Annotated in this window: 31 protein-coding genes; 24 read left to right on the top strand and 7 right to left on the bottom strand. The window is 60.2% G+C overall.

The window, feature by feature from the left end:
- The 10 genes from AS026_RS10375 (at window position 1) to visR (ending at window position 9715) form a co-directional block, all read left to right on the top strand.
- Window positions 1–2274: a chemotaxis protein CheA gene (locus AS026_RS10375; RefSeq protein WP_025660317.1), complete on the top strand. Its 2274-nt coding sequence runs from the start codon at window positions 1–3 to the stop codon at window positions 2272–2274.
- A gap of 3 nt (window positions 2275–2277) precedes the next feature.
- Window positions 2278–2745, top strand: a complete 468-nt coding sequence (locus AS026_RS10380) for a chemotaxis protein CheW (RefSeq protein ID WP_018117028.1) — start codon at window positions 2278–2280, stop codon at window positions 2743–2745.
- Window positions 2742–3653 carry a protein-glutamate O-methyltransferase CheR gene (gene cheR / locus AS026_RS10385; RefSeq protein WP_062369603.1) on the top strand — a complete coding sequence of 304 codons (912 nt, stop codon included), beginning with the start codon at window positions 2742–2744 and terminating at the stop codon, window positions 3651–3653. The genes AS026_RS10380 and cheR overlap by 4 nt, the downstream gene beginning before the upstream one ends.
- A complete protein-coding gene (cheB, locus tag AS026_RS10390) occupies window positions 3650–4693 on the top strand; it encodes a protein-glutamate O-methylesterase CheB (protein WP_062369604.1) in 1044 nt (347 codons plus the stop codon). Before cheR ends, cheB begins: the two co-directional genes overlap by 4 nt.
- Window positions 4693–5082 (top strand): response regulator, encoded by a 390-nt coding sequence (locus tag AS026_RS10395; protein ID WP_007530058.1) that lies wholly within the window; start codon window positions 4693–4695, stop codon window positions 5080–5082. Before cheB ends, AS026_RS10395 begins: the two co-directional genes overlap by 1 nt.
- Window positions 5079–5633: a chemoreceptor glutamine deamidase CheD gene (cheD, locus tag AS026_RS10400; RefSeq protein ID WP_018117031.1), complete on the top strand. Its 555-nt coding sequence runs from the start codon at window positions 5079–5081 to the stop codon at window positions 5631–5633. Before AS026_RS10395 ends, cheD begins: the two co-directional genes overlap by 4 nt.
- 17 nt (window positions 5634–5650) lie before the next feature.
- Window positions 5651–6040, top strand: coding sequence for a chemotaxis protein CheT (gene cheT / locus AS026_RS10405; RefSeq protein ID WP_062369605.1), 390 nt, complete (start codon window positions 5651–5653; stop codon window positions 6038–6040).
- A 103-nt stretch (window positions 6041–6143) separates the two neighbouring features.
- Window positions 6144–7835 (top strand): flagellar basal-body MS-ring/collar protein FliF, encoded by a 1692-nt coding sequence (gene fliF / locus AS026_RS10410; RefSeq protein ID WP_062369606.1) that lies wholly within the window; start codon window positions 6144–6146, stop codon window positions 7833–7835.
- A 374-nt stretch (window positions 7836–8209) separates the two neighbouring features.
- Window positions 8210–8956, top strand: coding sequence for a transcriptional regulator VisN (gene visN / locus AS026_RS10415; RefSeq protein ID WP_062369607.1), 747 nt, complete (start codon window positions 8210–8212; stop codon window positions 8954–8956).
- Window positions 8957–8968: 12 nt separating this feature from the next.
- The gene (visR, locus tag AS026_RS10420; protein ID WP_062369608.1) at window positions 8969–9715 is read left to right on the top strand and encodes a transcriptional regulator VisR; all 747 of its coding nucleotides are present in this window, start codon (window positions 8969–8971) and stop codon (window positions 9713–9715) included.
- Window positions 9716–9733: 18 nt separating this feature from the next.
- Here the strand turns inward: visR and AS026_RS10425 are convergent, their stop codons facing one another.
- The 6 genes from AS026_RS10425 to motA form a co-directional block, all read right to left on the bottom strand.
- A complete protein-coding gene (locus AS026_RS10425) occupies window positions 9734–10174 on the bottom strand; it encodes a hypothetical protein (protein ID WP_062369609.1) in 441 nt (146 codons plus the stop codon).
- Window positions 10175–10178: 4 nt separating this feature from the next.
- Window positions 10179–11258 (bottom strand): flagellar biosynthesis protein FlhB, encoded by a 1080-nt coding sequence (gene flhB, locus AS026_RS10430; protein ID WP_018117037.1) that lies wholly within the window; start codon window positions 11256–11258, stop codon window positions 10179–10181.
- A 129-nt stretch (window positions 11259–11387) separates the two neighbouring features.
- Window positions 11388–12428: a flagellar motor switch protein FliG gene (gene fliG, locus AS026_RS10435; protein ID WP_018859697.1), complete on the bottom strand. Its 1041-nt coding sequence runs from the start codon at window positions 12426–12428 to the stop codon at window positions 11388–11390.
- 29 nt (window positions 12429–12457) lie between these two features.
- Window positions 12458–13039, bottom strand: coding sequence for a flagellar motor switch protein FliN (fliN, locus tag AS026_RS10440; RefSeq protein WP_062369610.1), 582 nt, complete (start codon window positions 13037–13039; stop codon window positions 12458–12460).
- Between the two features lie 62 nt (window positions 13040–13101).
- The gene (locus tag AS026_RS10445; protein ID WP_062369611.1) at window positions 13102–14040 is read right to left on the bottom strand and encodes a FliM/FliN family flagellar motor switch protein; all 939 of its coding nucleotides are present in this window, start codon (window positions 14038–14040) and stop codon (window positions 13102–13104) included.
- Between the two features lie 6 nt (window positions 14041–14046).
- Complete coding sequence (motA, locus tag AS026_RS10450) at window positions 14047–14919, bottom strand: flagellar motor stator protein MotA (RefSeq protein ID WP_025660310.1); 873 nt, start codon at window positions 14917–14919, stop codon at window positions 14047–14049.
- Between the two features lie 250 nt (window positions 14920–15169).
- Here motA and flgF point away from each other — a divergent pair, with 250 nt between their 5' ends.
- The 13 genes from flgF (at window position 15170) to fliP (ending at window position 24117) form a co-directional block, all read left to right on the top strand.
- On the top strand, window positions 15170–15904 hold the full coding sequence (flgF, locus tag AS026_RS10455; protein WP_018859693.1) for a flagellar basal-body rod protein FlgF: 735 nt from the start codon (window positions 15170–15172) through the stop codon (window positions 15902–15904).
- A 14-nt stretch (window positions 15905–15918) separates the two neighbouring features.
- Window positions 15919–17310 carry a flagellar protein export ATPase FliI gene (fliI, locus tag AS026_RS10460; RefSeq protein WP_062369612.1) on the top strand — a complete coding sequence of 464 codons (1392 nt, stop codon included), beginning with the start codon at window positions 15919–15921 and terminating at the stop codon, window positions 17308–17310.
- Window positions 17311–17321: 11 nt separating this feature from the next.
- A complete protein-coding gene (locus AS026_RS10465; RefSeq protein WP_062369613.1) occupies window positions 17322–17873 on the top strand; it encodes a hypothetical protein in 552 nt (183 codons plus the stop codon).
- 172 nt (window positions 17874–18045) lie between these two features.
- On the top strand, window positions 18046–18438 hold the full coding sequence (gene flgB / locus AS026_RS10470; protein WP_018859690.1) for a flagellar basal body rod protein FlgB: 393 nt from the start codon (window positions 18046–18048) through the stop codon (window positions 18436–18438).
- Window positions 18439–18442: 4 nt separating this feature from the next.
- Window positions 18443–18859, top strand: coding sequence for a flagellar basal body rod protein FlgC (gene flgC, locus AS026_RS10475; RefSeq protein ID WP_018116161.1), 417 nt, complete (start codon window positions 18443–18445; stop codon window positions 18857–18859).
- A 2-nt stretch (window positions 18860–18861) separates the two neighbouring features.
- Window positions 18862–19188, top strand: a complete 327-nt coding sequence (gene fliE, locus AS026_RS10480; RefSeq protein ID WP_018859689.1) for a flagellar hook-basal body complex protein FliE — start codon at window positions 18862–18864, stop codon at window positions 19186–19188.
- 19 nt (window positions 19189–19207) lie between these two features.
- Entirely contained in the window at window positions 19208–19996 is a 789-nt protein-coding gene (flgG, locus tag AS026_RS10485) for a flagellar basal-body rod protein FlgG (protein ID WP_018859688.1), read from the top strand.
- A 17-nt stretch (window positions 19997–20013) separates the two neighbouring features.
- A complete protein-coding gene (gene flgA, locus AS026_RS10490; protein ID WP_025660307.1) occupies window positions 20014–20499 on the top strand; it encodes a flagellar basal body P-ring formation chaperone FlgA in 486 nt (161 codons plus the stop codon).
- Window positions 20496–21617 carry a flagellar basal body P-ring protein FlgI gene (locus AS026_RS10495; protein ID WP_018859686.1) on the top strand — a complete coding sequence of 374 codons (1122 nt, stop codon included), beginning with the start codon at window positions 20496–20498 and terminating at the stop codon, window positions 21615–21617. Before flgA ends, AS026_RS10495 begins: the two co-directional genes overlap by 4 nt.
- A complete protein-coding gene (locus AS026_RS10500) occupies window positions 21614–22147 on the top strand; it encodes a MotE family protein (protein ID WP_025660306.1) in 534 nt (177 codons plus the stop codon). The genes AS026_RS10495 and AS026_RS10500 overlap by 4 nt, the downstream gene beginning before the upstream one ends.
- Complete coding sequence (gene flgH, locus AS026_RS10505; protein WP_062369614.1) at window positions 22144–22860, top strand: flagellar basal body L-ring protein FlgH; 717 nt, start codon at window positions 22144–22146, stop codon at window positions 22858–22860. The genes AS026_RS10500 and flgH overlap by 4 nt, the downstream gene beginning before the upstream one ends.
- A 10-nt stretch (window positions 22861–22870) precedes the next feature.
- The gene (locus AS026_RS10510; RefSeq protein ID WP_025660304.1) at window positions 22871–23383 is read left to right on the top strand and encodes a flagellar basal body-associated FliL family protein; all 513 of its coding nucleotides are present in this window, start codon (window positions 22871–22873) and stop codon (window positions 23381–23383) included.
- The gene (gene fliP / locus AS026_RS10515) at window positions 23380–24117 is read left to right on the top strand and encodes a flagellar type III secretion system pore protein FliP (RefSeq protein WP_018859682.1); all 738 of its coding nucleotides are present in this window, start codon (window positions 23380–23382) and stop codon (window positions 24115–24117) included. The genes AS026_RS10510 and fliP overlap by 4 nt, the downstream gene beginning before the upstream one ends.
- Before the next feature lie 83 nt (window positions 24118–24200).
- Here the strand turns inward: fliP and AS026_RS10520 are convergent, their stop codons facing one another.
- Entirely contained in the window at window positions 24201–26126 is a 1926-nt protein-coding gene (locus tag AS026_RS10520; protein WP_062369615.1) for an O-linked N-acetylglucosamine transferase, SPINDLY family protein, read from the bottom strand.
- 350 nt (window positions 26127–26476) lie between these two features.
- Here AS026_RS10520 and AS026_RS10525 point away from each other — a divergent pair.
- Window positions 26477–26635: flagellin N-terminal helical domain-containing protein (locus AS026_RS10525; RefSeq protein WP_483431333.1), on the top strand; the 159-nt coding region annotated here is incomplete at its 3' end.

The raw sequence follows: 26635 nt of genomic DNA on the forward strand, positions 1-26635 counted from the left end.
ATGGATATGAACGAAATCAAAGAGATCTTCTTCCAGGAGTGCGAGGAGCAGCTCGCCGAACTGGAATCCGGTCTTCTGAAAATGAATGATGGCGATCGCGATCCGGAAACCGTCAATGCGGTGTTCCGTGCCGTCCATTCGATCAAGGGTGGCGCTGGCGCCTTCGGTCTGGATGATCTCGTCGCTTTCGCGCATGTCTTCGAGACCACACTTGATTGCGTTCGTTCCAACAAGCTTGAGCCGACACAGGATGTCCTGAAGGTCATGCTGAAGTCGGCTGACGTGCTGGCCGACCTGACCAATGCCGCCCGCGACGGCGGCAGCGTTGATGAAAGCCGCAGCCGCGGTCTGGTGAAGGAACTGGAAGCGCTCGCCAACGGCGAGCTGCCTACCCCGTCCGCTGGCGTGGAAGCTCCGGTGGCTAAGCCAGCGCCTGTCGCCGCCACTCCGGCCCCCAAGCCGACCGATGACAGCGGCTTCCAGCCGATCCCCTTCTCCTTCGACGATTTCAGCGGCGAGGAAGAGGTCGGCTCCGATCTGCCGACTTACGAAATCACCTTCAAGCCGCGTTCGGACCTCTATTCCAAAGGCAACGACGCGACCTTGCTGCTGCGCGATCTCTCCCGCCTCGGCGAGATGAGCGTCTACTGCAACATGGATGCGCTGCCGGGTCTCGACGAGCTCGATGCGGAAGCTGCCTACTTCTACTGGAACATCACGCTCAAGACAGACAAGGGCGAAGATGCGATCCGCACGGTCTTCGAATTTGCTGAGTGGGATTGCGACCTGCAGATCACCGCAGGCGAGGAAAAGGTGACTGCCCCCGACGCCGAAGAACTGCCGATGATCCCAGTGCCCTTCGACCTGTCGATCCTCGATGATGGCGCGACCGAGGCACCGGCCGAGCAGCCGAAGGCCGACGTGGCCGCTGCGGTTACTGCCGCCGAGACTGCTTCCAACGTCACGCAGATGGCCGCCGCCGCTGCTCGTGTCGAGAAGAAGGAATCGGCTGCCGCTGCTGCCGCAAGTGCAGCTGTCGCCGCCCAGAACAACGCCGCCGCCGGCGCTGGTCAGACCATCCGCGTCGATCTCGACCGCGTCGATCGCCTGATCAACCTCGTCGGCGAGCTCGTCATCAACCAGGCGATGCTTTCGCAGAGCGTCATCGAAAACGACACGACCGGAACGTCATCCATCAACATGGGCCTCGAGGAGCTGCAGCAGCTCACCCGCGAGATCCAGGATTCGGTCATGGCGATCCGCGCCCAGCCGGTAAAGCCGGTCTTCCAGCGTATGTCGCGCATCGTTCGCGAAATCGCCGACATGACGGGTAAGACGATTCGCCTGATCACCGAAGGTGAAAACACCGAAGTCGACAAGACGGTCATCGACAAGCTGGCCGAGCCGCTGACGCACATGATCCGCAACGCCGTTGACCACGGTATCGAAACGCCCGAAAAGCGCGCCGCCGCCGGCAAGAACGTCGAAGGCACGGTTCGCCTGACGGCGAAGCACCGCTCCGGCCGCATCCTGATCGAGCTCGCCGATGACGGCGCCGGCATCAACCGCGAGAAGGTCAAGCAGAAGGCCATCGCCAACGAGCTGATCCCGGCTGACGCCAACCTGACCGACGAAGAAATCGACAACCTGATCTTCTTGCCGGGCTTCTCCACCGCCGACAAGATTTCCGACATTTCCGGTCGCGGCGTCGGCATGGACGTCGTCAAGCGCTCGATTCAGGCGCTCGGCGGCCGCATCAACATCACCTCGAAGCCAGGGCAGGGCTCCGTCTTCACGATGAGCCTGCCGCTGACCCTTGCCGTTCTCGACGGCATGGTTGTCACGGTTGCCGGCCAGACGCTGGTTGTCCCGTTGACCGCGATCGTCGAGACGTTGCAACCGGAAGCCGCCGCGATTCATTCCTTTGGTGCAAACCATCGCCTGATCTCGATCCGTAACAGCTTCTGCCCGCTGGTCGATGTCGGTCGCATCCTGAACTTCCGTGCCACGCAGGCAAATCCTGTCGAAGGAGTCGCTCTTCTCGTCGAATCGGAAGGCGGCGGTCAGCGCGCGCTCATGGTCGATGCGATCCAGGGGCAGCGCCAGGTCGTCATCAAGAGCCTTGAGGCGAACTACACGCACGTTCCGGGTATCGCTGCGGCGACCATCCTCGGCGACGGTCGCGTGGCTCTCATCCTGGATGTCGACGCGGTCGTGGGAGCTTCCCGCGGTCAAGCGTTGAGGCAGGAAGTGTCGCTGGCAGCTGTGGGGTAAGCTATGTCGTATGCCGTAAAAAGTCTGAAGGATGGGGACCGCGAGTTGATCGCGTTCCGCATCGGGGATCAGGAATTTTGCGTGAATGTCATGTCGGTGCGCGAGATCCGCGGATGGACGCCGGCAACGGCGATGCCGCACTCGCCCGGCTATATGAAGGGCGTCATCAATCTGCGCGGTGCGGTGCTGCCGATTATCGATCTGTCGGCTCGCCTCGGCATGCCGGCGACTGTGCCGACGGCGCGACACGTCATCATCGTAGCGCAGGTGCACCGCAAGGTCGTCGGTCTGTTGGTCGATGCCGTGTCCGACATTCTGACCGTCACTGAAGACAATGTGCAGCCGACACCGGAAATCGCATCTGAGCTGCAACGTCAGTTCGCGCGCGGCATCCTGGCGATCGACAAACGCATGATCTGCCTGCTCGAGCTCGAAGCCATTTTCCCCGAAACGGAAAGCGAAGCCGCATGAATGTTCTGAGTGCAAAAGACATGCGGCAGGGAAACCCTGACGAGGTGTTGGCAAGCGGAGAGTACCCGCTGACGCGCCGCGACCTCACGGAAATCGCTGCGATGATCTACTCGGATGCAGGCATCTTCCTGAACGAGACCAAGGCCTCGCTGGTCTACTCGCGGCTGTCGAAGCATATCCGCAATCTGGGCCTTTCCGGATTTCGGGAGTATTGCGCGCTCGTTTCTTCACCGGCGGGTGCGGCCCCGCGCCGCGAGATGCTGTCGCATCTGACGACGAACTTCACGCGCTTCTTCCGCGAGAACCACCACTTCGAGCACCTTCGGGACCATGTGCTGCCAGAACTGCTGCATCGCGCGAAGACGGGCGGTCGGGTTCGTATCTGGTCGGCTGCCTCGTCGGATGGCCAGGAACCCTATTCCATCGCGCTCACCGTCCTGTCGATGATGCCCAACGTCGCCGACTACGATTTCAAGATCCTGGCGACCGATATCGATCCGAAGATTCTGGCGATCGCCCGTGCCGGTGCCTATGACGAGAGCGCGCTCGAAACCGTGTCGCCCGCCATGCGCAAACAGTGGTTCAGCGAGGTCGAGGTCCAGGGGCGGCGCAAGTTCCAGGTCGACGACCGCGTCAAGCGTCTGATCACCTACAACGAGCTGAACCTGATGGCGCAGTGGCCGTTCAAGGGCAAGTTCGACGTCATCTTCTGTCGGAATGTGGTGATCTACTTCGACGAGCCGACGCAGATGAAGATCTGGTCACGCTTTGCCGAATTGCTGCCTGAGGGCGGCCATCTCTATATCGGCCATTCCGAACGCGTCTCCGGCGACGCCAAGCATGTCTTCGACAATATCGGCATCACCACCTATCGCTACACGACCAAGGGCGTTGGGAGGAAGGCATGAGCGCACCGGCCAAGGTTCTCGTCGTCGACGACTCCGCCACGATGCGCGGCCTGATTACCGCTGTTCTCAGCGCCGATCCCGAGGTCAGCGTCATCGGTCAGGCAGGCGATGCGCTTGAGGCCCGCGAGGCGATCAAGAAGCTCAATCCTGATGTCGTAACGCTCGATATCGAGATGCCGAACATGAACGGTCTCGACTTCCTCGAGAAGATCATGCGGCTCCGCCCGATGCCCGTCATCATGGTCTCGACGTTGACCCATCGCGGCGCCGATGCCTCTCTGGCGGCGCTTGAGATCGGCGCGTTCGACTGCGTCGGCAAGCCGCTCCCGGGCGATGCGCGTCCCTTTGGAGATCTTGCCGAGAAGGTGAAGGCTGCCGCCCGCTCGCAGCGACGCCAGTACGCTCAGTCGGCTCCGGTTGCTCCGCCACCTGCTGTCGCTGACTTCCGCGTCGGCCGCAAGATCGTCGCGATCGGTTCGTCGACCGGCGGCGTCGAGGCGTTGATTGCGGTGCTGCAGAAGTTCCCGGCAAACTGCCCGCCGACGGTTATCACGCAGCACATGCCGCCGACCTTCACCAAGAGCTTCGCGGAGCGCCTCAACCGGCTTTGCGCGCCCGTCGTGCAGGAAGCGACCGACGGTGCGCGCCTGGAGATCGGGAAAATCTATCTTGCACCAGGCGGCGAGCGCCACCTGCAGGTTGCCAACGTCCATGCGCCATGCTGCCGCCTCATCGAACGCGATCCGGTGAACGGTCACCGGCCATCCGTCGACGTGCTGTTTGACTCGGTTGCCGAACTGGCAGGCCGCAACGCGGTCGGTGTGATCTTGACCGGCATGGGACGCGACGGTGCCGCCGGCCTCTTGAAGATGCGCCACGCCGGCGCGCGTACGCTCGGCCAGAACGAAAAGACCTCAGTGGTCTACGGCATGCCGAGGGTTGCCTACGAGCTCGGCGCCGTCGAGCAGCAACTGCCCCTCAATGCCATCGGCGAAGAAATTTTGAAAATGACAGCCGCCCGAAAGGAAGGAACTGACTAATGTCTATCGCAGAGAAAATCAAAGTTCTGATCGTCGACGATCAGGTCACGAGCCGTCTGCTGCTCAGCGACGCTCTGACCCAGCTCGGCTTCAAGCAGATTACGGCCGCCGGCGATGGTGAGCAGGGCTTGAAGATCATGACCCAGCAGCCGCATCATCTTGTCATCTCCGATTTCAACATGCCGAAGATGGATGGCCTCGGCTTCCTGCAGGCTGTTCGCGCCAACCCGGCGACGAAGAAAGCTGCCTTCATCATCCTGACGGCGCAGGGTGACCGCGCACTCGTGACGAAAGCGGCCCAGCTTGGTGCCAACAACGTTCTCGCCAAGCCCTTCACGATCGAGAAGATGAAGGCGGCTATCGAGGCCGTATTTGGAGCATTGAAATGAACCTCGATGTTGCGGCCCGCCGCGTTCATATCATCCAGGGCGAATGGAAGGTCCTGAATGATCCGAGCGCGGTACTGACGACCATCCTTGGCTCGTGTGTGGCTGCATGCCTGCGGGATCCCGTGGCAGGCGTTGGAGGAATGAATCACTTCCTTCTGCCAGGGACAGGAAACATGCCGATGACGGGCGCAGACGCCACGCGATATGGCGTCCACCTGATGGAATTGCTGATCAACGGTCTACTGAAGCAAGGGGCGCGTCGCGACCGCCTGGAGGCCAAGATCTTCGGCGGGGCGAAGACGATCTCGACATTCTCGAATGTCGGCGAACAGAACGCCGCCTTTGCAGTGCAGTTCCTGAAGGATGAAGGCATACCGGTCGTCGGCTCCAGCACCGGCGGGGAGCACGGGCGCAAGCTCGAGTACTGGCCGGTCTCGGGACGCGCTCGGCAGTATCCGCTTACCGGTGCGGAAACGCAGAGAACCGTTGCGCTTGAGCAGCGTCCGGTCGCTCCGCAGAAACCCGTCGAAAACAGCATCGAATTCTTCTGAGGGCAAGGACCTTACTAATGACTGTGAATGCCATGACAGAGCAGCCGTCGCCCGCCGAAGCCCTGCCTGATGTCCTGATGCGTATCGTCGCGGAGTTGCACGACGTCGCGTACCTGATCGAGCGCATCGAGCCACAGCTCCTCGACGTCGGGGGCGGCGAACTGCTGAACTCGCCGGAAAGCATGAAGGTGATGCAGGGAATTGATCTTGCCGTGCAGAAGACGCGCGGTCTTGCCGAGTTCATAGATACCATCACGGGCGAGATTCCGCAGGACTGGTCTGTCGATGTCGCAACGGCCCTGAGCCTGGTGAAGCTCAGTGAAATGCAGCGCGCTCTGAGCGGGGCGGCGCGCTATAGCAGTGTTCAGCCGCTGGCGAAGGCAGCCGGAGACTTCGACTTCTTCTGATCCGGCCTGCTCGCACCCTCCGAAACGTTCGCACAAGTTTCGGCACCTATTGTCCACATGAGGCAACAAGCCTGCTTTGTCTGGATGGTCGTGCGAGAACAGAATGAATCTGTTAAATCAATTAGTTCAAATTTTTAAGAACTTCAGTTCGCTAGGACGGAATCGCTTGCTGGCGTTGGCCGGCGTGGGTGTCGTTTCCGTGGTACTCATCCTGGCGGCGGCCTTTTTGGTCAATAAGCCGGCCCAGGAAACGCTTTATGTCGGGCTTGATACGCCCGATCTGAACCAGATCAGCATTGCGCTCGCCGAGGCAAATATCGGTTTCCAGGTCGGAACGGATGGCTCCAGCATCACAGTTCCCGCCGGTATGACCGGCAAGGCGCGTCTCCTGCTCGCCGAGCGCGGCCTCCCGAACAGCGCCAACGCCGGCTATGAACTCTTTGACAACGTGGGCTCTCTCGGCCTGACGTCGTTCATGCAGGAAGTCACCCGGGTTCGCGCGCTCGAAGGTGAAATTGGCCGCACGATCCAGTCGATCTCCGGCATTACGGCAGCACGCGTCCATATTGTCATGCCCGAGGTCGGCAACTTCCGCAAAGCCGAACAGAAGCCGACCGCTTCCGTCATGATTCGCGCAAGTGTCGCGGCCGGCCGCACCGCGGCGACTTCGATCCGCCACCTTGTTGCGTCTGCCGTTCCCGGCCTCGATGTCGCCGATGTTACCATCCTCGACTCCGCAGGCCAGTTGCTCGCTTCGGGCGACGAGGCCAGCAACAGCTCGCTGAACCGTTCTCTGAACATCGTCCAGAACGTCCAGGGCGAAATTGAAACCAACATCGACAAGGCACTCGCGCCCTTCCTCGGCATGGATAACTTCCGCTCCAGCGTCACCGCGGAATTGAATACCGATAGCCAGCAGATCCAGGAAACTGTCTACGATCCGGAATCGAAGGTCGAGCGCTCGATCCGCACGACCAAGGAAGCCTCTCAGTCGCTGCAGAAGCAGTCCGACAACGCGACGACGGTCGAGCAGAACATCCCGCAGGCGGCACCGGACTCGGGCGGACCCAACGGTCCCGAATCGCAAGACAAGTCCGACAAGAAAGAAGAGCAGACCAACTACGAGATCAACAGCAAGACCACTGCCACGACGCGCAACAGCTACAAGATCGAAAAGCTCTCCGTTGCAGTCGTCGTTAACAAGGGGCGCATTGCTCAGATGGTCGGCGAGCCGGCGGACCAGGCAAAGATCGATGCCTATCTCGCGGAGATGCAGAAGATCGTGGCATCCGCCGCTGGCATCAGCAACAATCGCGGCGACATGGTGACCGTTACGGCCATGGACTTCTTGGAGAACCAGCTTCTCGAGGAAACCGGCGGCGGCGTCCGTGTCATGGATATGCTGAGCCGCAATCTCGCAGGCATCATCAACTCGCTCGCTTTCGTCGCAGTTGCCTTCCTTGTGGTCTGGATGGGCGTCCGCCCGATGATCCGCAGCGTGACCGGCAACGGCGCCGCGGTCATCGGCGACACGTCGCCGGAAAGCGCCGGCCTCGAACTTCCCGATTTCGCTCCGGCGGGTGGCGTGGGCACGGGTGCTGCGCTCATGGATGGCTTCGGTTCGGACTTCGGCTTCGACAGCACTGAGGACCTGCTCAGCCTCGGCGACGACGACGGCAACTTCAATCGTCGCGTCAAGGAAGGCCCGGAACGCAAACTGGCGCGCATGGTCGAGATCAACGAGGAGCGCGCCGCGAAAATCCTCAGAAAATGGGCGGTCGACAACGCCGCGTAATGAAAGGCCGGGCAACCGGCCTTTTTCTTTTGCCCGTCTACTGCACCGCGATCGGCACAGTTTTGCCATCGCTCGGGCGCGCACGTGAAGATTTCTGAGGATAGGCTTGACACAGGGCTGAAATAGCTGCGCGTTTTACGCGAATCGTATTGTCAGGATTCCCCGAATCACCTTAATTTTAGAATTCATTAACAAGCGGAATTTCCGTGCGAATCAACGCACAAAGTGCGGGCGATGTAAATCCCGAGAACTCGGAGATGGCGAAGTTTACCACCTAGTGTAGTGTTGGATGGTTCGCGGAGGTGTCGCAATTTGCTCAAGGGCCGCGGATCGGGTTTCTGTCGTAGTGGTTCGCGGCCGCGGGGTTTTTGCCAATGGATATGCAAATATTGCAGGCTCTGAAGAGCGACACGCAGAAGGCAAACTTCGTTGGCATCGCAGCGACAAACCTGTCTTCGCGTGACGAACTGATCGCGCAGCTCTGCGAGATTTCGAGCACGGGGCGGTTGCAACCCGGCCTGCGCGCCCTGACCGACTATGTCGGCGCCTCGCACTACCTCCTGGCGCGGGCGGATCTGGTTCAGGAAGTGGGGCTCGATTTCGTGGTCTCGTCTGACTGGCCGTTCGATCTTGTCACCAATCTGGCGCATACCTTCGTTGGTGGCTTTGCCCGTGCGACGGAGATCGAAAAGTGCATGCAGCTGTTCCAGCCGCATTTCGCGCTCCTGCCGGATTCCGCGGATGCGCCAGACGGCGCCAGCCGCCAGTACTGTTCGTTGATGTTCAACATCGGACGCTCGCGCCTGGTGCTGATGTTCCTGTTCGATGACGGTTTCATTCTGTCGCAGGAGCGCTTGCGCGACGTGGGGCTCTTGTCCGCCTATTTCACGAGTTTCCTGCAGTGCGGCGCCGCCAAGGCCGACCGGGACTTCGAGCTGACCGATCGCGAACTGGAGTGCCTTTTCTGGATCGCCGAGGGCAAAACGAGCGATGAGATTGCGATGATCCTCGGCATCTCTCGCAACACCATCAACAACTACATCACCAGTGTCATGCGAAAGACGGCGACGAAGACTCGTTCCGAGGCCATCGCATTCGCGGTCAGGAACAATCTCGTCTAAGGGGACGGCGTTATGGGGCAGTCGTCCGGTCGATCGATAGGAAATTCGGAAACGATGCGCGGCGTGCGGGTCAGCAAGGTCGCTAGTCGGTCCGACCTGTTTCCGCGTCTCATCGGCATGCAGAAGCTCGCCGACGCCCAGAATTTCGCTGTCTATCGAATCAGCGGTGCCGGCGTCCCGGGAAAGCAGCGTTTGGTCTGCGAACTGGAAAACTGGGGATCGGTGAACAGCGGCTTCAGTGGCGCATTCATCGACGCTCATGGCGAGGCGCTACTTGATCATATCGAGAAGTCGCTTCTTCCAGTCGTATGGGCTGGCGGGCGTGATCGCGCCGCTCCGGGGCCGGCAAGCATTGCACCTTTCATGACGCGCCTGAAGGGCGGCCTGGCTCCCTTTTCCGGCATGGCGTTTCCGGTGCGCCTCGGCGCCGTTGGCAACGGCTTCGTTGTCTTTACGGGCGATGATCTCGAGCCGGCCAGCGATATGATCGTCGAACTGCACGTGAGATCGTGCCAGATCATGATCGACCTGCTTTCGCTCGACGAGCGCCGCGTGGCGGCTGCCGAAGCTCTCAGCGAACGCGAAATTGCCTGCCTGCAGCTTGCTGGAGACGGGCGCATCAGCGAAGAGATTGCAGAGAAGCTTGGCCTCTCGGTGCATACCGTCAACGCCTATCTCGGTTCGGCAACGATCAAGCTGGATTCGGTCAATCGAATCCAGGCGATCGCAAAGGCCATCCGTCTTGGATATATCAGCTGACGAGAAGCCGTGTGGGCTTTAGCCCGCCAAAGCCTGCAATGGTTCGACGTTATAGCGTGCGTCGCGCAGGCTTTGCTCGAGGAAAACAGTGTTTTCGTCGGGATCCGCCGAAGGGTTCTGGAACGCGATGTGGTTGATCTCGATGCCGGCGTGCGCCTCTGCAAGCATCAGCTGCGCATAGATCGTGACGCCGCGCGGCTTGATCTCAAGGTCGATGACCACTTCGGGCTTGCCGCCCCACTCTAGTGTGTAGCTGCCGCCATGGCCGAAATTGACCGTGCCGGGGTGGAAGAAGAGCTCGGCCGCTGACGATACGAGATCGGAAAGATTGCCGTTATACTCGAAGCGCAGAAGAGAGATGAGATCCGAGGCGTCCAGAAGCCGCAATTCCGTGGCAACGGGGCTGATGGCTTCAGCCAGGATTTTTTCACGCTGGGCAGAGTAGGGGCATTTTTTCATTCGGCTATCTTACCCGTTTGTTCTTGGCTTGCGCCGCGTAAACCCGATGGATGAGTTCCGCGACTGCCTTATAGAATACAGACGGTATGACACTATCGACCGAGACTTGCGCAAACATGGAGCGCGCGAGCGGCGGGTCTTCGAAAACGGGGATCCCATTCTTTTCCGCGATCTCCCTGATTTTCAATGCAATTAGGTCTTGCCCCTTGGCGACGACGACAGGCGCGTCGTTTTCCTCACGCACATAGCGCAGGGCGACGGCAAAGTGAGTCGGGTTGGCGATTACGAGCGTCGCGCGATCGACATTGGCAATCATGCGGCGGCGGGCACGGTCACGCATGAGCGAGCGCTGGCGGCTCTTGACGAAGGGGTCACCCTGCGACTGCTTGTTCTCTTCCTTGACCTCGTGCCGCGTCATCTTCAGTTCGGTGAACCAGTGGTAGCGCGTCCAGAAGAAGTCGGCGATGGCGACGACGGCTGTGGCGATCAGGACGACGATGGTGATCTTTTGCATCGACGTCATCATCCGCGTGAAGATCGTTTGCGGATCGGAGAACATCGCATCGATCGCGCTGAAGTATTCGCTCTTCAGCGCAAAGAACATGACGACGCCGACGATCACGATCTTCGTCAGCGATTTGCCGAACTCGATGAGTCCAGGCAGGCTGAACAGCCGCGACCATCCCTTGGCGATCGAAATGCGCGAAAACTGCGGCCGTATGCGCTCGAGCACCGGCGTTGGCAGGTTCTGCGAGATGGACGCGGCAACGCCAAACGCCATGAACAGGATGAAGGCGGGCGCGAGGAAGGCCGCCGAAACCCAGGCGAGGTGAACGAACAGGGAGAGCGCGTCCGGCCCGGTTTCGAGTTTCCATTGGTCGGGCTGCTCGAAAATGTCCTTCAGCGCCTCGCCGACCTTGCTGAGCCCACTCGGCAGGAAGAAGATGATATAGACGAAGGTGGCAAGCACGGTGGCAAACAGTGGCACCTCGCGCGAGAACGGCACGTTGCCTTTCTCGGCAGCGTCGCTTTTCTTCTTCGCTGTCGGGTCTTCTGTTTTGCTGTCCTTGTCGTCGTCGGCCAAGGCCGAAGCCCTCCATCAAAAAGAAACGGCCGCGCCAGGGCGCGGCCTTTCCTAGAAGGTATCTCCCTTTCGCCGCGGCGATCAACCGCAGCGGCCGGGAAGAGGTGCTTCGTACACAACAACAGCGGCTTAGGCCGCGGCCGAGCCTTCGCCTTCGGTCTCCTTGAGCTGGATTTGCCCGGAGTTTGCCAGGCGAATCGCTTCCTGGGCGATGGCGCGCCGGGCGATGGCGATTTCGCGCGGATTGATGCCAACGGTGCCGCTCTGCAGATCCGATTCGATCATGCGGCGCTGGCGCGGGCTGATCGATGCGAGGACGGCCTCGCGCATGTCGGCAGACGAGCCGCGCAACGCCATGGTCAGGATGTCGGACGAGATATCGTTCATGAGCATGACGCGGCTGCGCTGCGGCATGAGCATGAGGTCGTCGAAGAGGAAGATCTTCGGACGGACCTTGTTGACCGATTCGCGGCTGATCGATTCGAGCGAGGTGAGCAGGGTATCGACCTGCGGCTTGTCCATCTCGTTCATCAGTTCCGCAACCTTCGTCGAGCCGATCGAATTCTTCTCGGCGTCGATCTCTGCCAGCAGGCTTAGCACCTGCTTTTCGATGATCTGTGCGGCCTTGGGGCTGACGGCCTTGAGGTTGACGGTACGGTTCATGATGTCCGCGCGGCGGCCGTCCGGAATCTGCATCAAAACCTTGGCGCCGAATGAGGAGGGCATCATGGAGAGAATATAGGCGACAGTCTGCGGATGTTCGCGCAGGAGGAACTTGCCGATGAAGGCCGGGTCGCCTTCGCCGAGGCGATCCCAGATCGACGTCTCGTATGCCTGGAAGGTGGTGCGACGGCCAAGCAGGCTGTCGACTTCGTCGGGCGTGAGACCCTCTTCAAGGATGCTCTCGATCGCCTTGGCATTATCCATGAGGCCTGCACCCTCGGTGAACAGGTCCTCGAATTCGGCGACAAGTCCGAGCAATTCATCCGGTGGGATCGCACGCAGCGTTTGCGCCGAGCCGATGATCGTCTGCAGCTCGGCCTGCGTGAAATATTTCAACAGCCTGCCGGCGACCCCTTTCCCCATGGCGAGGAGAACGGCCGCCGCCTTTTCAGCCTGGGTCAACGGTTTCTCGGCTAGCGCGCCGCCGAAATCGTCAAAGTCCATCATGGTCTAACCTCTCCGTCCCTGCACCGGGATCAGGCTTTCTTTGTACTCAGAACTTCTATCAGTTTGACGCCGAAACGCGTGTCGTCGTTTTCCAGAACGGTGATCTCGCCGCGAGCGATCTTGCGGCCGTTCACCATGATTTCGACCGGCTCACCGATCTTCTTGTCGAGCGCGATGGTTGCGCCCTCGTTAAGGTTCATCAGACCGGCGACCTGCATGCGGCTGCTGCCGAGCATGATCTGAACGTCGATCGGGATATCCATGATCAGGTCGAGGTTCGACCGCATGGCGCTGCCGAGCGGGGCAGGTTCGGAAGCGATCGCACCAAACGAGCTGTCGCCGAAGTTGGCAGAGCCACCAAAATCGGATGTTGCGCCGAAATCGTCGCCACCAAATGCGGGCTCTGCCGCATCTCCGAAACCGCCGCCAAAGGTTGACAGGTCGGTGCTGCCGCTAAAGGCGTCGGCCTCTCCAGCAAAATCCGGCAGGCCGCCGTCCGCGTCGGTCTTCAGGACGCCGCGCAGGTCATCGATGGCCTGATCAAGCTCGGCCTCGTTGCCCGGGAGCTCCATTGAAAGGTCGCTGTTCTTGGGTGTTTTCTTCGTCGCCATGAAATCACTATTCCAGTTGAAACTTGCCTCAAGCTGCCGTGGCAGCCCGGTTGGAAAATGGGCTAATTCATCAAGTGGCGGATGAGCTCGTCATCCGAATTAATCGTATCCTTCACCCGGACGGTATAATGTTCGCCCGAACGTCCAAACTCGCAGATGTACAATTCCTTGCTGTTGGCGCTGACTTCGACGCGGACGTCGCCGCGGTCGTGGAAGGGGATGACATCGCCAGCCGCAAGTTTCGAAATGGTCCGCAGCGTCAGGTCCTGCAGACGGATCTTTGCGTCGAGCGTCACCGGCGAGCGGCGCACCTGCTCGCTGAGCTGATCGCTCCATTCGGTCGATTTAGCCGACTGGCCCTTGGCCTTCGGAACCGTCACCGTCGTCTTCAGCAGGGCAGCCTGGGGAACGATCAGCGAGAAATCCGAGGTGATGCCGGAGAGCGTGATCGACATGTTGATCGCGGCCGCGAACTCGTCGGGCTTGTCTTCGGCCGGCTTGATCCGTGTTTCGAACGCATGCGGAAACTCAAGCACTGGCTCGAAGCCGCCAGGCGCGTTCACTGCCGAACGAAGGACATTGGCGAACTTGTCGAAGACCATGACCGCAAGCTCGAGCTCGATCACGGAGAGCAGGCGATCCGCCGGCTGCTCGACGGCGTCTGCCGCCGCACCCAGCAAGTGTTCCATCAGGGTGATGATGAAGCTGTTGCCGCAGGCAAGCGTAATGTTTGGTGACCAGTTGCGGAGCGTCGCATCGACGAGCGTCGTATTGTCGCCGAGGTTGGCGACCAGCTCGTTCTTGTGCCCGCTGTCGCAACCGAGATAGGCCACTTCGACGTCGAGGTTCGTCTCGCTCTTGATGATGTCGGGCAGAAAGACGGCGTAGACTTCGCCGAATCCGCTGCAGATCTTCTCGACGGTGGCCTTGTCGCCCAGCCTGCCGGTCAGTTTGGCAAGAAGGGCTTCGCCCATGAGGGGTTTCTTGAGGGGAGCGTTCATGACCGTTTACGCCGCCTTGTTCTCGCCGCCGGGATTCATCATTTCCTGCTCGACCGCGTCGATCGAAGGACGCTCGTAGGCCGAAATTGTCTTGCGGCCGTATTCGAGCGCGACCTGCGGCACCGAGCCGTTCATGTAGGCAAGCAGGGTCTGCTTGACGATGACGTAGAGGCGATGCTGCTTGGTGCGGACGATCTTGATCTGGGAAATGATCGGCGAACACACGCAATAGGACAGGATGATGCCGAGGAAGGTGCCGACGAGCGCCGAGCCGATCAGGTGGCCGAGGACCTCAGGCGAATCGTTGATGTGCGCCATGGCCTTGATGACACCGAGAACGGCGGCGACGATACCGATCGCGGGGAAGGCGTCGCCCATGATCTGGATGGCGTGATAGGGCTTCATCTTGTCGTGAAGGATCGTGTTGATCTCTTCGTCCATCAGTGCTTCGATCTCATGCGAGCGGGCATTGCCGATGATGATCAAGCGGACGTAGTCGCAGATGAACGCCGTCAGTTCCTTGTTCTTGAGGATCGTCGGCGCGGACTGGAAGATCGAGGATTCGGCCGGATTGTCGATATGGGCTTCGATCTCGTTGCGAGACTTCGTGCGAAGATCGCGCATCAGGGAGTAGAGGACACCAAGCGTATCGAGATAATTCCGTTCCTTCGGCACCGTGTGCTTGAAGGCTTCGACGAGCGCCTTGCCGGAATCCTTCACCACCTTCATCGGGTTGCCCATGACGAAGCTGCCCAGGCCGGCGCCGCCGATGATGACTAGCTCGAACGGCTGCCAGAGCGCCTCCACGTGGCCACCCATCGCCATGAAGCTGCCGACGATACAGCCGCAGGTAATCACAAATCCGATAATGATATTCATCGTCAGTCCAAACCTGATCGTTATTTTCAACTCAACGGATAGGGCTGCTGGCTTGCGTGAGGCTGATGATAGTCCCTGCAAATCAAGCTTTTGCATGCCAGCTTCGCGCAAGCATTTGCTGTCAGCTTGTCGGTGACGAATGGGCATCCGTGCCCGTTTCTGAGGTGCCGCCTCAGCGAAATTCGTGGTCGAACCGACTGCAAACACCCGGATTTCGTACCGTTCATCGCCAATGCAGGAGCCTATCGGGATGCAATCCGGTCTTTATGTTTCTTTGTCGTCGCAGATCGCACTCGAACGTCGCCTCACCACCATCGCCGACAACATGGCGAACGTGAACACGACGGGCTTCCGCGGGACGGAGGTGAAATTCGACGAGATGCTCGGCGAGACCGGCAACAAGATCAATGCGAAGATCGCCTATGTGTCCCAGGGCAACGACTATCTCTCCGGCGATACTGGCGAGTTCGAGCACACCGGAAACATGCTCGACTTCGCGATCAAGGGGGATGCCTGGTTCTCGGTCGACACGCCGGCCGGCAAAGTTCTGACCAAGGATGGTCGCTTCACGATGAAGGAAAACGGCGAGCTCGTTTCCGTTCGAGGTTACCCGGTTCTCGACGCCGGCGGTGCGCCGGTGACGCTCAACACGGCTGCTGGCGAACCGAAGGTCGGCTCTGACGGATTGATCTACCAGGACGGCAAGCAGGTCGGTTCGCTGGGTCTCTTCGAGGCCGATATCAGCAAGGGCTATCTGCGCTACGAGAATAGCGGCATCATGACGACCGAGCAGCCACGCGCCGTCACCGATCGTTTCAATGTCGGTGTCCGGCAGGGCTATCTCGAAAATTCCAACGTCAACGCGATGCGCGAAATTACGCAGTTGATCGAAGTCAATCGCGCCTTCGAGAGTATGACGTCGCTCTCGAAGGACAGCGAGACTTCGTTCAGCGAGGCGATCAAGACGCTCGGCGGCAGCCGCTGAACGGGGCCTGAAGCATGAGCAATACGCCGCTCACCGAATCCGACCTTTCGCCGAAGCTCACGCATCTCGCGAGGCTCGTGTCGCGCTATTCGAGCCCCGAATTCCTGGTCGCCCCCGGCGGTCACGTCCAGACGATCGCGGCCGGCCATTACACCGTGACCGGCCTGTCGCGCCATGTGCGGCTCGGAGAATTCGTCGCCCACAAGTCGCCGACCGGCATCCACCTCGGCGAAGTGGTTCGCGTCGAGCCTGAACTGACCTATGTCTGCCCGATCGAGCCGGGCGAGCCGATCGGCATCCATGATACGGTCATCCGCAAGGGTGCATTCCGCATCTCTCCGGCGGACAGCTGGTGCGGGCGCACCATCAACGCGCTGTGCGAGCCGATCGATGGCCTCGGTCCCATTGTCGAGGGGCTCGGCCGCCGCTCCATTTCGAACACGGCGCCGCCGTCCATGACGCGGAAGCGCGTGGAGACAGGCTTCAAGACGGGCGTTCGCGCTATCGACATTTTCTCGCCGCTTTGCCTCGGCCAGCGCCTCGGCATTTTCGCAGGCTCGGGCGTCGGTAAGTCGACGCTGCTGTCCATGCTGGCCCGTGCGGATGCTTTCGACAAGGTCGTCATCGCGCTTGTGGGTGAACGTGGCCGCGAAGTGCGCGAATTCATCGAGGACACGCTTGGCGACAACATGAAGAAGGCGATCGCCGTCGTCGCGACGAGTGACGAGAGCCCGATGCTGCGCAAGATGGCGCCGCTGACAGCGGTCACCATCGCCGAGCATTTCCGCGATCAGGGCGACAACGTGCTCTTGATCGTCGACAGCGTTACCCGATTTGCCCACGCGATCCGCGAGGTCGCGACCGCGTCGGGTGAACCGCCGATCGCCCGTGGCTATCCCGCCTCGGTCTTCACCGAGCTGCCGCGCCTGCTGGAGCGTGCCGGACCCGGACCGGAGGGGACCGGAACGATCACCGCGATCATTTCCATCCTCGTCGATGGTGACAACCACAACGACCCGATCGCCGACTCGACGCGCGGCATTCTGGACGGCCACATCGTCCTGCAGCGTAGTCTGGCGGAGGAAGGGCGTTACCCACCGATCGATCCGCTGGCCTCGATCTCGCGTTTGGCGCGCAAGGCCTGGACCCCGGATCAGGAGAAGCTGGTGTCTCGCCTGAAGACGCTCATCCACCGCTTCGAGGAAACACGCGACCTGCGCCTGATCGGCGGCTATCGCCCGGGCGCCGATCCTGATCTCGATATGGCGGTCAAGCAGGTACCGATTATTTACGATGTTTTGAAACAGTCGCCCGGCGATAGCGATTCGAGGGATGCCTTTGCCGATCTGGCCGGCGCCCTGAAAGCCGCGGCCGGCATCGGCGGCCAGCCGAGTATCCGCAGGTAGAGAGGCGCGACGTGACAGATTTCGATGACGATGAGAAGATCGCCCCGCTGAAGCCTCTGCGGCGCAAAACCGTCTTTCTCGACCGCGCCCTGACAATTACCGGCCTTACCCTGGCGGCGGCGTCCGCCTTCTTTCCGTGGTACGTCTTCTTTAACGAGGACAAGTTCGGCATCAATGTCGCGCAGGGCGACCGGACACGCGACCTTCCCGACTGGCCGGCACGAAACGTCTTCAGCGTTTCGCCCCTCGCGATGGCCAACAAGAACCGATACGACAAGAAGCCCGAGATCCCCGTCGATCCGCTGACGACCGCCACGGTCTCCAGCATTGGCAAGGAAGACGATAAGGGTCCGCCGGCCGAGGATCAGCCGTTCCCCGGTAAATCCGGCTTTCGCCTTCTTCACGTGGCAAACGGCCGTGCCTTGATCGAAGATACCTCAGGCATGTACGTCGTTCGGGTGGGATCCATTCTGCCGGACGAAAGCCGGTTGGCGACGCTGGAGGAACGTGATGGCAAATGGGTCATCATCACCTCCAAGGGCGATGTCTATCAGCATAATTGAGCGTGCACCGCTCTCAAGCGCATCAGTCGAAGGCTCCACCGGATACGGTCGGAGCCTTCGTCCCGTTATGGGAGTGCGCGCCAGGCAGCCACGGAATGTCGGACCGCATTCTCCGTAAGTCTGACGCAAGATTACCGTCCTAGGTTCGCCCCAGTAAAAACGGAGAGTTCCCATGCAACCGATTCAACTTTTCGACTTGGCGTCGCGGCAGGCCGAATGGCTGACGATCCGTCAGGAGGTTGTGGCCGGCAACATCGCGAACGCGAATACGCCGAAATATCGCGCCAAAGACATCACGCCTTTCCAGGCCACCCTCGACCGGTCGGACATTACTATGGCGCGCACGAATGCTGCGCACCTGACCGGCAACGATCTCGGCACGAAAAGCGACATCGACGTCAAGGACGCGGCCCTTGACCAGGAGATCGGCGTGCAGGAGTCCGGCAACACGGTCGGTCTCGCCGAGGAACTCACGAAGTCCGGTGAAATCAAGCGTCAGTACGATCTGAACACGTCGCTCGTAAGCTCGTTCAATCGACTGATGCTGATGACAGTGAAGAGCTAAGATCATGGATCCTTTGTCAGCAGCACTCAAAATCGCGGGATCCGGGCTTGAAGCGCAATCGACGCGCCTTCGCATCGTGTCCGAAAACATCGCCAACGCACGCTCGACCGGCGACACGCCCGGTGCCGATCCCTACCGTCGCAAGACCATCACCTTCGGCGAAGCGGTCGATCGCGCCAATGGCGTCACGACCGTCAACGTCAAGAAGTTCGGCGTCGACGAATCGAAGTTCATCACTGAATTCGACCCCTCCAATCCGGCTGCGGACGAGAAGGGCATCGTCAAGCTCCCGAACGTCAACATGCTGGTCGAGATGGCCGACATGCGCGAAGCAAACCGTTCGTATGACGCCAACCTGCAGACCATCAAGCAATCCCGCGACCTGATTTCGTCGACAATCGACCTTCTGAAGAGCCAATAATCATGATCAACAACGTCAATAGCGTCAGCTCCCTGTCGATGACCCGCGGCCTTGCCGCCATCGAGAAGGACCGCTCCACAGCTTCATCGGCGGCAGAAAGTGCTGCAAACGACGGCGGCTTTGGCGCGGTTCTCACCAATGTTGCGACGGGCGCCGTCAATACCCTCAAGAATGCAGAAAGCATGTCCTTTGCCGGCATCAAGGGCACCGCGACGACGCGTGAAGTCGTCGATGCCGTCATGCAGGCACAGCAGACCCTTCAGACTGCGATCGCCATTCGCGACAAGGTCGTTTCGGCCTTTCTCGACGTTACCCGCATGCAGATGTAATTGATTTGAGGACGAAGCCATGAGAGCGCTTGCCATTGCTGCGACGGGTATGGATGCCCAGCAGACCAATCTTGAAGTCATCGCCAACAACATCGCGAACATCAACACGACCGGCTTCAAGCGCGCTCGCGCTGAATTCACGGACCTGTTGTATCAGACCGAGCGCGCCAAGGGCGTTTCGAACCGCGCGAACCAGGCGATCGTACCTGAAGGTGCGAACATCGGTCTCGGCGTCCAGACGGCCGCCGTCCGCAACCTGCACATCCAGGGCGAGCTTTCGCAGACCGGCAACGACCTAGACGTAGCGCTTATTGGTCGCGGCTTCTTCCAGATCCAGGCGCCCGATGGCACGACGCTCTACACGCGCGCTGGCGCGTTCAATAAAAACGAGACTGGCCAGATCGTCACCACCGACGGTTACCTGGTAGCGCCTAATATCACGATCCCGCAGGGTTCGACGCAAGTGACCATCAGCCGCTCGGGCGAAGTTTCGGCGAAGCTGCCGGGCGACACCGATCCGACCGTGCTCGGCCAGCTGCAGATCGCCGACTTCGTCAACGAGGCCGGCCTTCAGCCTCTCGGCGACAACCTCTTTCAGCAGACACCTGCGTCGGGCGATCCCGTGGTCGGCACGCCCGACGAAGAAGGCTTCGGCTACATGAAGCAGGGCTACCTCGAATCGTCGAACGTCGACCCGGTGAAGGAAATCACCGAACTGATATCGGCGCAGCGCGCCTATGAAATGAACTCCAAGGTCATCACCACCGCCGACGAAATGGCCTCCATCGTCAGCAAGAACCTGAAGTAATCGGGAAGGGCCGAAACATGATGTTTTGCCGGGTCAAAGGTATCCTCGGATGGGCGGCAGCCGCCGCCGTTGCGATCACCGCATTTGCCATGCCGCAGGCAGCAGCCGCTGCCGGCATGGGATATGCCGTCGTTCCGACGACGACCATCTACCCCGGCGAAACCGTTTCCGGCGCCCAGCTCCAGGAAGTGGAAGTGACCAACCCCAACCTCAAGGGCGACTATGCAAAGTCGATCCGCCAGGTCGAAGGGATGATTTCGAAGCGCACGCTCCTGCCGGGGCGCACGATCTCCGTCTCGGCGCTGCGAGAGCCCTATACCGTGACGCGCGGCTCCTCGACCCGTCTTATCTTCACGCTCGGCGCGATGACGATCTCGGCGGCCGGCTCGCCGCTCGAGGATGGTATGACGGGGCAGCTCATCCGCGTTCGCAACATGGATTCCGGCGTGATTGTCAGCGGCACCGTGCTCGCAGACGGCACCATACACGTGGCCGCAAAATGAAGATGTTTTTTCGCCTGTTCGTAGCCCTCGCGTTTCTGTCTCCGAATGTCCTGGCCGTCACGCCCGCTGCGGCGATGAACTCGCGCATCAAGGACATTGCCTCCCTGCAGGCCGGACGCGACAACCAGCTGATCGGCTACGGTCTGGTCGTCGGTCTTCAGGGCACCGGCGACGGTTTCCGCGCTTCCCCGTTTACCGAGCAGTCGATGCGCGCCATGCTGCAGAACCTCGGCATCTCCACGCAGGGCACCCAGTCCAACGCGAAGAACACCGCAGCTGTCATGGTGACAGCAAATCTGCCACCCTATGCCAGTCCCGGCAGCCGCATCGACGTGAACGTCAGTTCGCTTGGCGACGCGACTTCGCTGCGCGGCGGCACACTGATCATGACGTCGCTGTCGGGCGCCGACGGCCAGATTTACGCTGTCGCGCAGGGCTCGGTCGTGGTCTCGGGTTTCACCGCCCAGGGCCAGGCCGCGACGGTAACCGAGGGTGTGACGACCGCTGGACGGGTGCCGGGCGGCGCCATCATCGAACGTGAACTGCCCTCGCGCTTCAAGGATTCCGTCAATCTCGTCCTGCAACTGCGCAACCCGGACTTCTCGACAGCGATCCGCATTGCCGATGTCGTCAATGGCTATGCTTCCACTCGCTTCGGCGGCCCGGTAGCGGAAGCCAAGGACGCGCAGGAGGTCATCGTCCAGAAGCCGAGAACGGCGGATCTGACGCGCCTGATGGCCGATCTGGAGAATCTTATCGTCGAGACCGACACGCCGGCCAAGGTCGTGGTGAACGAGCGAACGGGAACGATCGTCATCGGCGCGGACGTGCGCGTGTCGCCGGTTGCCGTCAGCTATGGTACTCTCACTGTCCAGGTAACCGAGACACCGCAGATCATTCAGCCAGAGCCGTTCTCGCGCGGTGTGACCGCCGTGCAGCCGCAGACCGACATCGCTGCGCAGAAGACGGGCGGCAAGGTGGCTCTGCTGGATGGGCCTGATCTCAGGACGCTCGTGGCGGGTCTCAACAATATCGGCGTCAAGCCGGATGGCATCATTGCCATCCTCCAGGGCATCAAATCAGCCGGCGCGCTGCAAGCGGAGCTCGTCCTGCAATGATGAAGAATATGGCCTTGTCAGACTTGCTTCAGCGGCTTGCACTGCCTGCGATAGCCGTCGTGGCGTTGTCCATTCCCGGCGCCTTCGCACAGGAACAGCCGTCGCCGAGGGGTGAAATGACATCGCAGGAGGAGATCAAGCAGTTCTGCACGAACATTGCCGATCCCGCGCGCGACCAGCGCTATCTGCTGCAGAAGCAGGAACTCGAGAAGCTTCGCGCCGACGTCGATTCCCGCATTGCGGAAATGAGCAAGCGCAAAGAGGAATATCAGGACTGGCTGAAGCGCCGTGATGATTTCCTTAAGCAGGCCGAAGCGGGCCTCACCGATATCTATAAGAAAATGAAGCCGGACGCAGCCGCATCACAGCTGCAAGAGGTGAAGATCGAAGTGGCGGCCGCCGTCATCATGCGGCTGAACGCGACCCAGTCGAGCTTGATCCTCAATGAGATGGATCCGCAGAAGGCCGCGGTCATCGCCAATATCATCGCCAGCGCGTCCGATCCCAATACGTCGAAGGACCCCTCATGAACATGCGTTTCCCGGTCGCGATCGCCGCCGTCGCCCTTCTTGCAGGCTGCGCATCGCCGCAGGCTGTCAATGAGATCGGTCGCGCCCCAGCCATGAGCCCGATCGGCAGCGGCCTTGCTTATGGCCAGACGCCGCAGATGGCGCTTTATCCGAAGCAGCCGCGCCAGGTCGCGCAGGGCTATTCTCTCTGGAGCGACTCGCAGGCCGCCCTCTTCAAGGATGCGCGCGCGCTGAATGTCGGCGACATCCTGACCGTCGATATCCAGATCAACGACAAGGCGAAATTCGAGAACGACACCAGCCGCAGCCGGACCAACTCGAGCGGTCTGAACTGGGATGTGAACGCCAACGTCATGGGTTGGAATCCTCAGTCGAAGACCGATGTGACCTACGGTTCGGATACCAGTACCGACGGCAAGGGCAAGATCGACCGGTCCGAAACGCTGAAGCTCATGGTCGCCGCCGTCGTCACCGGTATCCTCGAGAGCGGCAACCTCGTGATCAGCGGTTCTCAGGAGGTTCGCGTCAACCAAGAGATCCGCATTCTCAACGTTGCCGGTATCGTGCGCCCGCAGGACGTGAACTCCGACAACCAGATTTCCTACGAGAAGATTGCTGAAGCGCGCATCTCCTACGGCGGTCGTGGCCGCCTGATGGAAGTACAGCAGCCGCCGCGCGGCCAGCAGGCCGTCGATCTCTTCTCGCCGCTCTGAGGCACACATCATGGCAGAGACAGAAACCGCTGGGGGCCAGTCGAAAAAGGCCACAATAATGACGATCGTCGGGCTTGCGGTCCTGACGCTGCTCGGCGCCGGCGGCGGCTGGGTGGTCGGTGACATGGTCGCGCCCAGCATCAAAGGCGTCGAGCAGGCGGAACAGGCCAAGGCAGCCAAGGACGAGGCCGCGCAGAAAAAGGAAGGCGAGGCGGGCCTGCCTCGCATTTCGACGGAAGCCAACAACATCGTTCAACTCGAGCCCATCACCACGAACCTTGCCTATCCCTCGGAAAGCCTAGTTCGCCTGGAAGTCGCGCTGCTCTTTAACGGCCCGCCGGACGTCAAGGTCGCCGAGGATGTCCATCAGGACATCCTCGCCTATGTCCGTACGGTTTCGCTGCAGCAGATCGAGGGACCGCGAGGCTTCGAATATCTTAAGGATGACATCCAGGAGCGTGTTGACCTTCGCGCGCAAGGGCGCGTATCGAAGGTCATGTTCAGGACCTTCGTCGTCGAATGATTCGATTCATATTGTTATTCGCTGCCATGATGGCAGCACCGGAGCTGGCCCATGCGCAGCAGCTCCCATCAAACCTTTTGAACTTGCCGGTCGACGGTTCGGTTGCGGCATGGATCATCAGAACATTCGGCCTGTTGACCGTTCTTTCGGTCGCTCCGGGCATCCTGATCATGGTGACGAGCTTCCCGCGCTTCATCATTGCATTCTCGATCCTGCGATCGGGAATGGGCCTGTCTTCCACGCCCTCCAACATGATCCTCCTGTCGCTCGCGTTGTTCATGACTTTCTACGTCATGCAGCCCACGTTCGATCAGGCATGGCAGACCGGCGTCCAGCCACTCCTGTCGAACCAGCTCGACGAGCAGCAGGCGGTGGCGCGTATCGCCGAGCCCTTCCGGGGATTCATGGCGAACAACACCCGCGACAAGGATCTGGCGCTTTTCGTGGATCTGGCGCGCGAGCGTGGCCAGACTGTCGAGACCGGCGAGAAGATCGACTACCGCGTCCTCATTCCGGCTTTCATGATTTCGGAAATCCGCCGCGGCTTCGAGATAGGCTTTCTCGTCGTCCTTCCTTTCCTGGTCATCGATCTGATCGTCGCCACCATCACCATGGCAATGGGCATGATGATGCTGCCGCCGACCTCGATCTCGCTGCCATTCAAGATTCTCTTCTTCGTGCTCATCGACGGCTGGAACCTGTTGGTCGGAAGTCTGGTCCGCTCGTTCCACTGACGAGGTTTCGAGGCTTAACACTCCACACAACAAAAAGCCCGCTGGCGTTCACCGGCGGGCTTTTTGTTGTGTGGGGCTTCCATCTAGTCGAAGCTGAAGAATGGCTCCGTGCGCGGCGGCAGGGCCGGAACGTCGATGTGGTCAGGGTCCAGTCCCATCTTGGCGCGCTCCACCATGACCTCGTAGGACTTCTCGAGGTGGAGCGTGAAGCGTTCCGCATCGAACAGCGGCATGATGCAGGCGTTCTGGCGAATGCGCTGCTTGTAGTCGGCAATGCGCTCCGGGCTGCTCGCGAGCTCGACGGCCATGTCCTCGTAGGCCTTGATGTCGGCGGCGACGAGTTCCGGCAAGCCGATTGCGTTGAGCAGACTCTGGGTGACGCGGGAAGCGAAATTGGTGCCCTTGACCGTCAGGACTGGCAGGCCACCCCAGAGCTGTTCGGAAGTGGTTGTGTGGCCGTTGACCGGGAAGGTGTCGATACCGAGGTCCGCCATCTGCTGGCGATCGATGTGCTCTTCGTAGGATACGCGGGGGCAGAAGATCACTCGCTTCGAATCGATCCCCCTCCTGTTCATATAGTTCCGCAAGTTGGCCTCGGTACGCGGTGACGAAAGCATAAGCCAAAGTACGCTGTTCGGCGTGCGCTTGAGAATGTTGCACCAGACGTCGAGTATGTCCGCGTTGATCTTGCGGTTTGCGTTGAACGAGGCAAAGACGAATGCATCCTCCGGCAAACCGACCTCAGCGCGTGTTGTTGGCCTCGGCTTCGGACGGTTGGCGGGATCATTGGGCTGATAGCTGTCCGGCATGCGCACCAACTTCTCGTAATAGTGCGCTTCACTGCCCTCGGGCAGCACGAAGCGATCGCCGATCGAGTAGTCAAGATCGATGTCCGTTACCGTGCCCGGGAAGCCAAGCCATGTCGCCTGTATTGGCGCCCCGCCATAGTTTAGTATTCTGGAGCGTCCGCCGAGTGTGTGCCCCTTGAGATCAATCAGGATGTCGATCTGCCGCTCACGAATGGCTTGTGCGGCTTCTTCATCGGTCATGTCCCGGACGATGCATACTTCGCCCCACTGTGAGCGATCGACAGTGCTGGCCTCATGTTCCAGGTGTTTCTCCGCGGTATGGCAGAAGAGCGTCACCTCGAACTTGTCTCGGTCATGCAGCTCGAGGACGCGGCGCAGCAACTTCATGGTCGCATGCCCAACCCAAAAGTCCGAGGAGAGATAACCGATCCGAATTTTGTCTCCCCATGAATGGGGAACGGCTTTGCGCCGCGCGGCTGCCTCCTTCAGGGGAAGCGAAGGAGTGTGGGAGGCGCGCGCATTGAGCGCCTCGTTGCCACACCAATGGAGGTTGTAGAAAGGGTTGTCGCGTTCCAGGAAGCCCAGGTCGCCCTTTTCGAGCATTCGCTGCACGGACTGAAACTCCCTTGCGACCAAATCGAAATCGCACACCTCGCGCGCGAAAACGAGCAGGAGCAGCCGGAGCGATATGATCTCCGGAAACTTCTTGAAGAGATTGCGGATAAGCGTCTCGTTGGTCGCATCCAGAATGTCGTCGCCGACCATTCGCACGGCGAGGCGCGCATGGTCCGGGTTGCTGCTCTTGGAAATGACGTCGCGGTAGGGACTGACGAGATCTTTTCGGCCCTGCTTCAGATGAATGTTAACAAGCACGCTGGCAAGGTCGACGTCGGACCTAGCGAGAGACATGAGACGAAGTGCGTAAAGCAGGGCCTGCTCCTCGTCGCCGCAAGCAAAATACAGAAGCGCGGCTTCGCGCGTGTAAAGCGACTCCTTGTTGCTGTCGAGTTCGCCCGCCAACGCATAGGCACTTGCCGCCTCCGATTTGAAGCCGAGTTTCAGCAGATTCTTGGCAAGCAGGACGTACGTTTTTACATCCTTCTGCGTGTTGATGATTTGGTTCAGCGCTTCAAGCGACTTGAGATACTGTCCCTTTTGGTAGTCTTTCGAAGCCGCTGCAAACGAAATATTGGTATTCAAGAGCCCACCCCATTCGGAATTTTGTCGACGAGCGCCAAGGCCACACGCGCGCAGGCCATATTGCGCCTAGTTTTGCTCTATCTATTCACACCAAGCTTGCTTGAAGCCGACGTGTTCCGCTGGGTCGGGCGCCTATGGGTGTTTGGACACCGTTAACCACATCGTGGACCTGACGCCGTTTCATCAGCCGTTTTAATGAGTTGGCAATGAATGGCTGCAAAATTGTTCCCGACATGACGGGTTTGGTTGCTCAAGAGAAACGGCACCGAGTGGCATGAAGCTGGTCCGTCATCGCCGGTATAGAAGTCCGGTATGTCCTCCTTTTGTATTTTGTTTTTGGGGACAGACTTATGACAAGCATTAACACCAACAACTCCGCCATGGCGGCACTCCAGACGCTGCGCAACGTCAACAAGGGCTTGAATAACACGCAGAACGCCGTTTCGTCTGGCCTGCGCGTCGGCAAGGCTGCCGACAACGCTGCCTACTGGTCGATCGCCACGACGATG

This window comes from Rhizobium altiplani (assembly GCF_001542405.1).
In the GTDB taxonomy this organism is placed as follows: domain Bacteria; phylum Pseudomonadota; class Alphaproteobacteria; order Rhizobiales; family Rhizobiaceae; genus Rhizobium; species Rhizobium altiplani.

What these genes read in the sequence shown, in the direction of transcription:
- AS026_RS10375 (WP_025660317.1), top strand. Translation starts at nt 1, where the DNA reads ATGGATATGAACGAAATCAAAGAGATCTTCTTCCAGGAGTGCGAGGAG.
- AS026_RS10380 (WP_018117028.1), top strand. Translation starts at nt 2,278, where the DNA reads ATGTCGTATGCCGTAAAAAGTCTGAAGGATGGGGACCGCGAGTTGATC.
- cheR (WP_062369603.1), top strand. Translation starts at nt 2,742, where the DNA reads ATGAATGTTCTGAGTGCAAAAGACATGCGGCAGGGAAACCCTGACGAG.
- cheB (WP_062369604.1), top strand. Translation starts at nt 3,650, where the DNA reads ATGAGCGCACCGGCCAAGGTTCTCGTCGTCGACGACTCCGCCACGATG.
- AS026_RS10395 (WP_007530058.1), top strand. Translation starts at nt 4,693, where the DNA reads ATGTCTATCGCAGAGAAAATCAAAGTTCTGATCGTCGACGATCAGGTC.
- cheD (WP_018117031.1), top strand. Translation starts at nt 5,079, where the DNA reads ATGAACCTCGATGTTGCGGCCCGCCGCGTTCATATCATCCAGGGCGAA.
- cheT (WP_062369605.1), top strand. Translation starts at nt 5,651, where the DNA reads ATGACTGTGAATGCCATGACAGAGCAGCCGTCGCCCGCCGAAGCCCTG.
- fliF (WP_062369606.1), top strand. Translation starts at nt 6,144, where the DNA reads ATGAATCTGTTAAATCAATTAGTTCAAATTTTTAAGAACTTCAGTTCG.
- visN (WP_062369607.1), top strand. Translation starts at nt 8,210, where the DNA reads ATGGATATGCAAATATTGCAGGCTCTGAAGAGCGACACGCAGAAGGCA.
- visR (WP_062369608.1), top strand. Translation starts at nt 8,969, where the DNA reads ATGGGGCAGTCGTCCGGTCGATCGATAGGAAATTCGGAAACGATGCGC.
- AS026_RS10425 (WP_062369609.1), bottom strand. Translation starts at nt 10,174, where the DNA reads ATGAAAAAATGCCCCTACTCTGCCCAGCGTGAAAAAATCCTGGCTGAA.
- fliG (WP_018859697.1), bottom strand. Translation starts at nt 12,428, where the DNA reads ATGATGGACTTTGACGATTTCGGCGGCGCGCTAGCCGAGAAACCGTTG.
- fliN (WP_062369610.1), bottom strand. Translation starts at nt 13,039, where the DNA reads ATGGCGACGAAGAAAACACCCAAGAACAGCGACCTTTCAATGGAGCTC.
- AS026_RS10445 (WP_062369611.1), bottom strand. Translation starts at nt 14,040, where the DNA reads ATGAACGCTCCCCTCAAGAAACCCCTCATGGGCGAAGCCCTTCTTGCC.
- motA (WP_025660310.1), bottom strand. Translation starts at nt 14,919, where the DNA reads ATGAATATCATTATCGGATTTGTGATTACCTGCGGCTGTATCGTCGGC.
- flgF (WP_018859693.1), top strand. Translation starts at nt 15,170, where the DNA reads ATGCAATCCGGTCTTTATGTTTCTTTGTCGTCGCAGATCGCACTCGAA.
- fliI (WP_062369612.1), top strand. Translation starts at nt 15,919, where the DNA reads ATGAGCAATACGCCGCTCACCGAATCCGACCTTTCGCCGAAGCTCACG.
- flgB (WP_018859690.1), top strand. Translation starts at nt 18,046, where the DNA reads ATGCAACCGATTCAACTTTTCGACTTGGCGTCGCGGCAGGCCGAATGG.
- flgC (WP_018116161.1), top strand. Translation starts at nt 18,443, where the DNA reads ATGGATCCTTTGTCAGCAGCACTCAAAATCGCGGGATCCGGGCTTGAA.
- fliE (WP_018859689.1), top strand. Translation starts at nt 18,862, where the DNA reads ATGATCAACAACGTCAATAGCGTCAGCTCCCTGTCGATGACCCGCGGC.
- flgG (WP_018859688.1), top strand. Translation starts at nt 19,208, where the DNA reads ATGAGAGCGCTTGCCATTGCTGCGACGGGTATGGATGCCCAGCAGACC.
- flgA (WP_025660307.1), top strand. Translation starts at nt 20,014, where the DNA reads ATGATGTTTTGCCGGGTCAAAGGTATCCTCGGATGGGCGGCAGCCGCC.
- AS026_RS10495 (WP_018859686.1), top strand. Translation starts at nt 20,496, where the DNA reads ATGAAGATGTTTTTTCGCCTGTTCGTAGCCCTCGCGTTTCTGTCTCCG.
- AS026_RS10500 (WP_025660306.1), top strand. Translation starts at nt 21,614, where the DNA reads ATGATGAAGAATATGGCCTTGTCAGACTTGCTTCAGCGGCTTGCACTG.
- flgH (WP_062369614.1), top strand. Translation starts at nt 22,144, where the DNA reads ATGAACATGCGTTTCCCGGTCGCGATCGCCGCCGTCGCCCTTCTTGCA.
- AS026_RS10510 (WP_025660304.1), top strand. Translation starts at nt 22,871, where the DNA reads ATGGCAGAGACAGAAACCGCTGGGGGCCAGTCGAAAAAGGCCACAATA.
- fliP (WP_018859682.1), top strand. Translation starts at nt 23,380, where the DNA reads ATGATTCGATTCATATTGTTATTCGCTGCCATGATGGCAGCACCGGAG.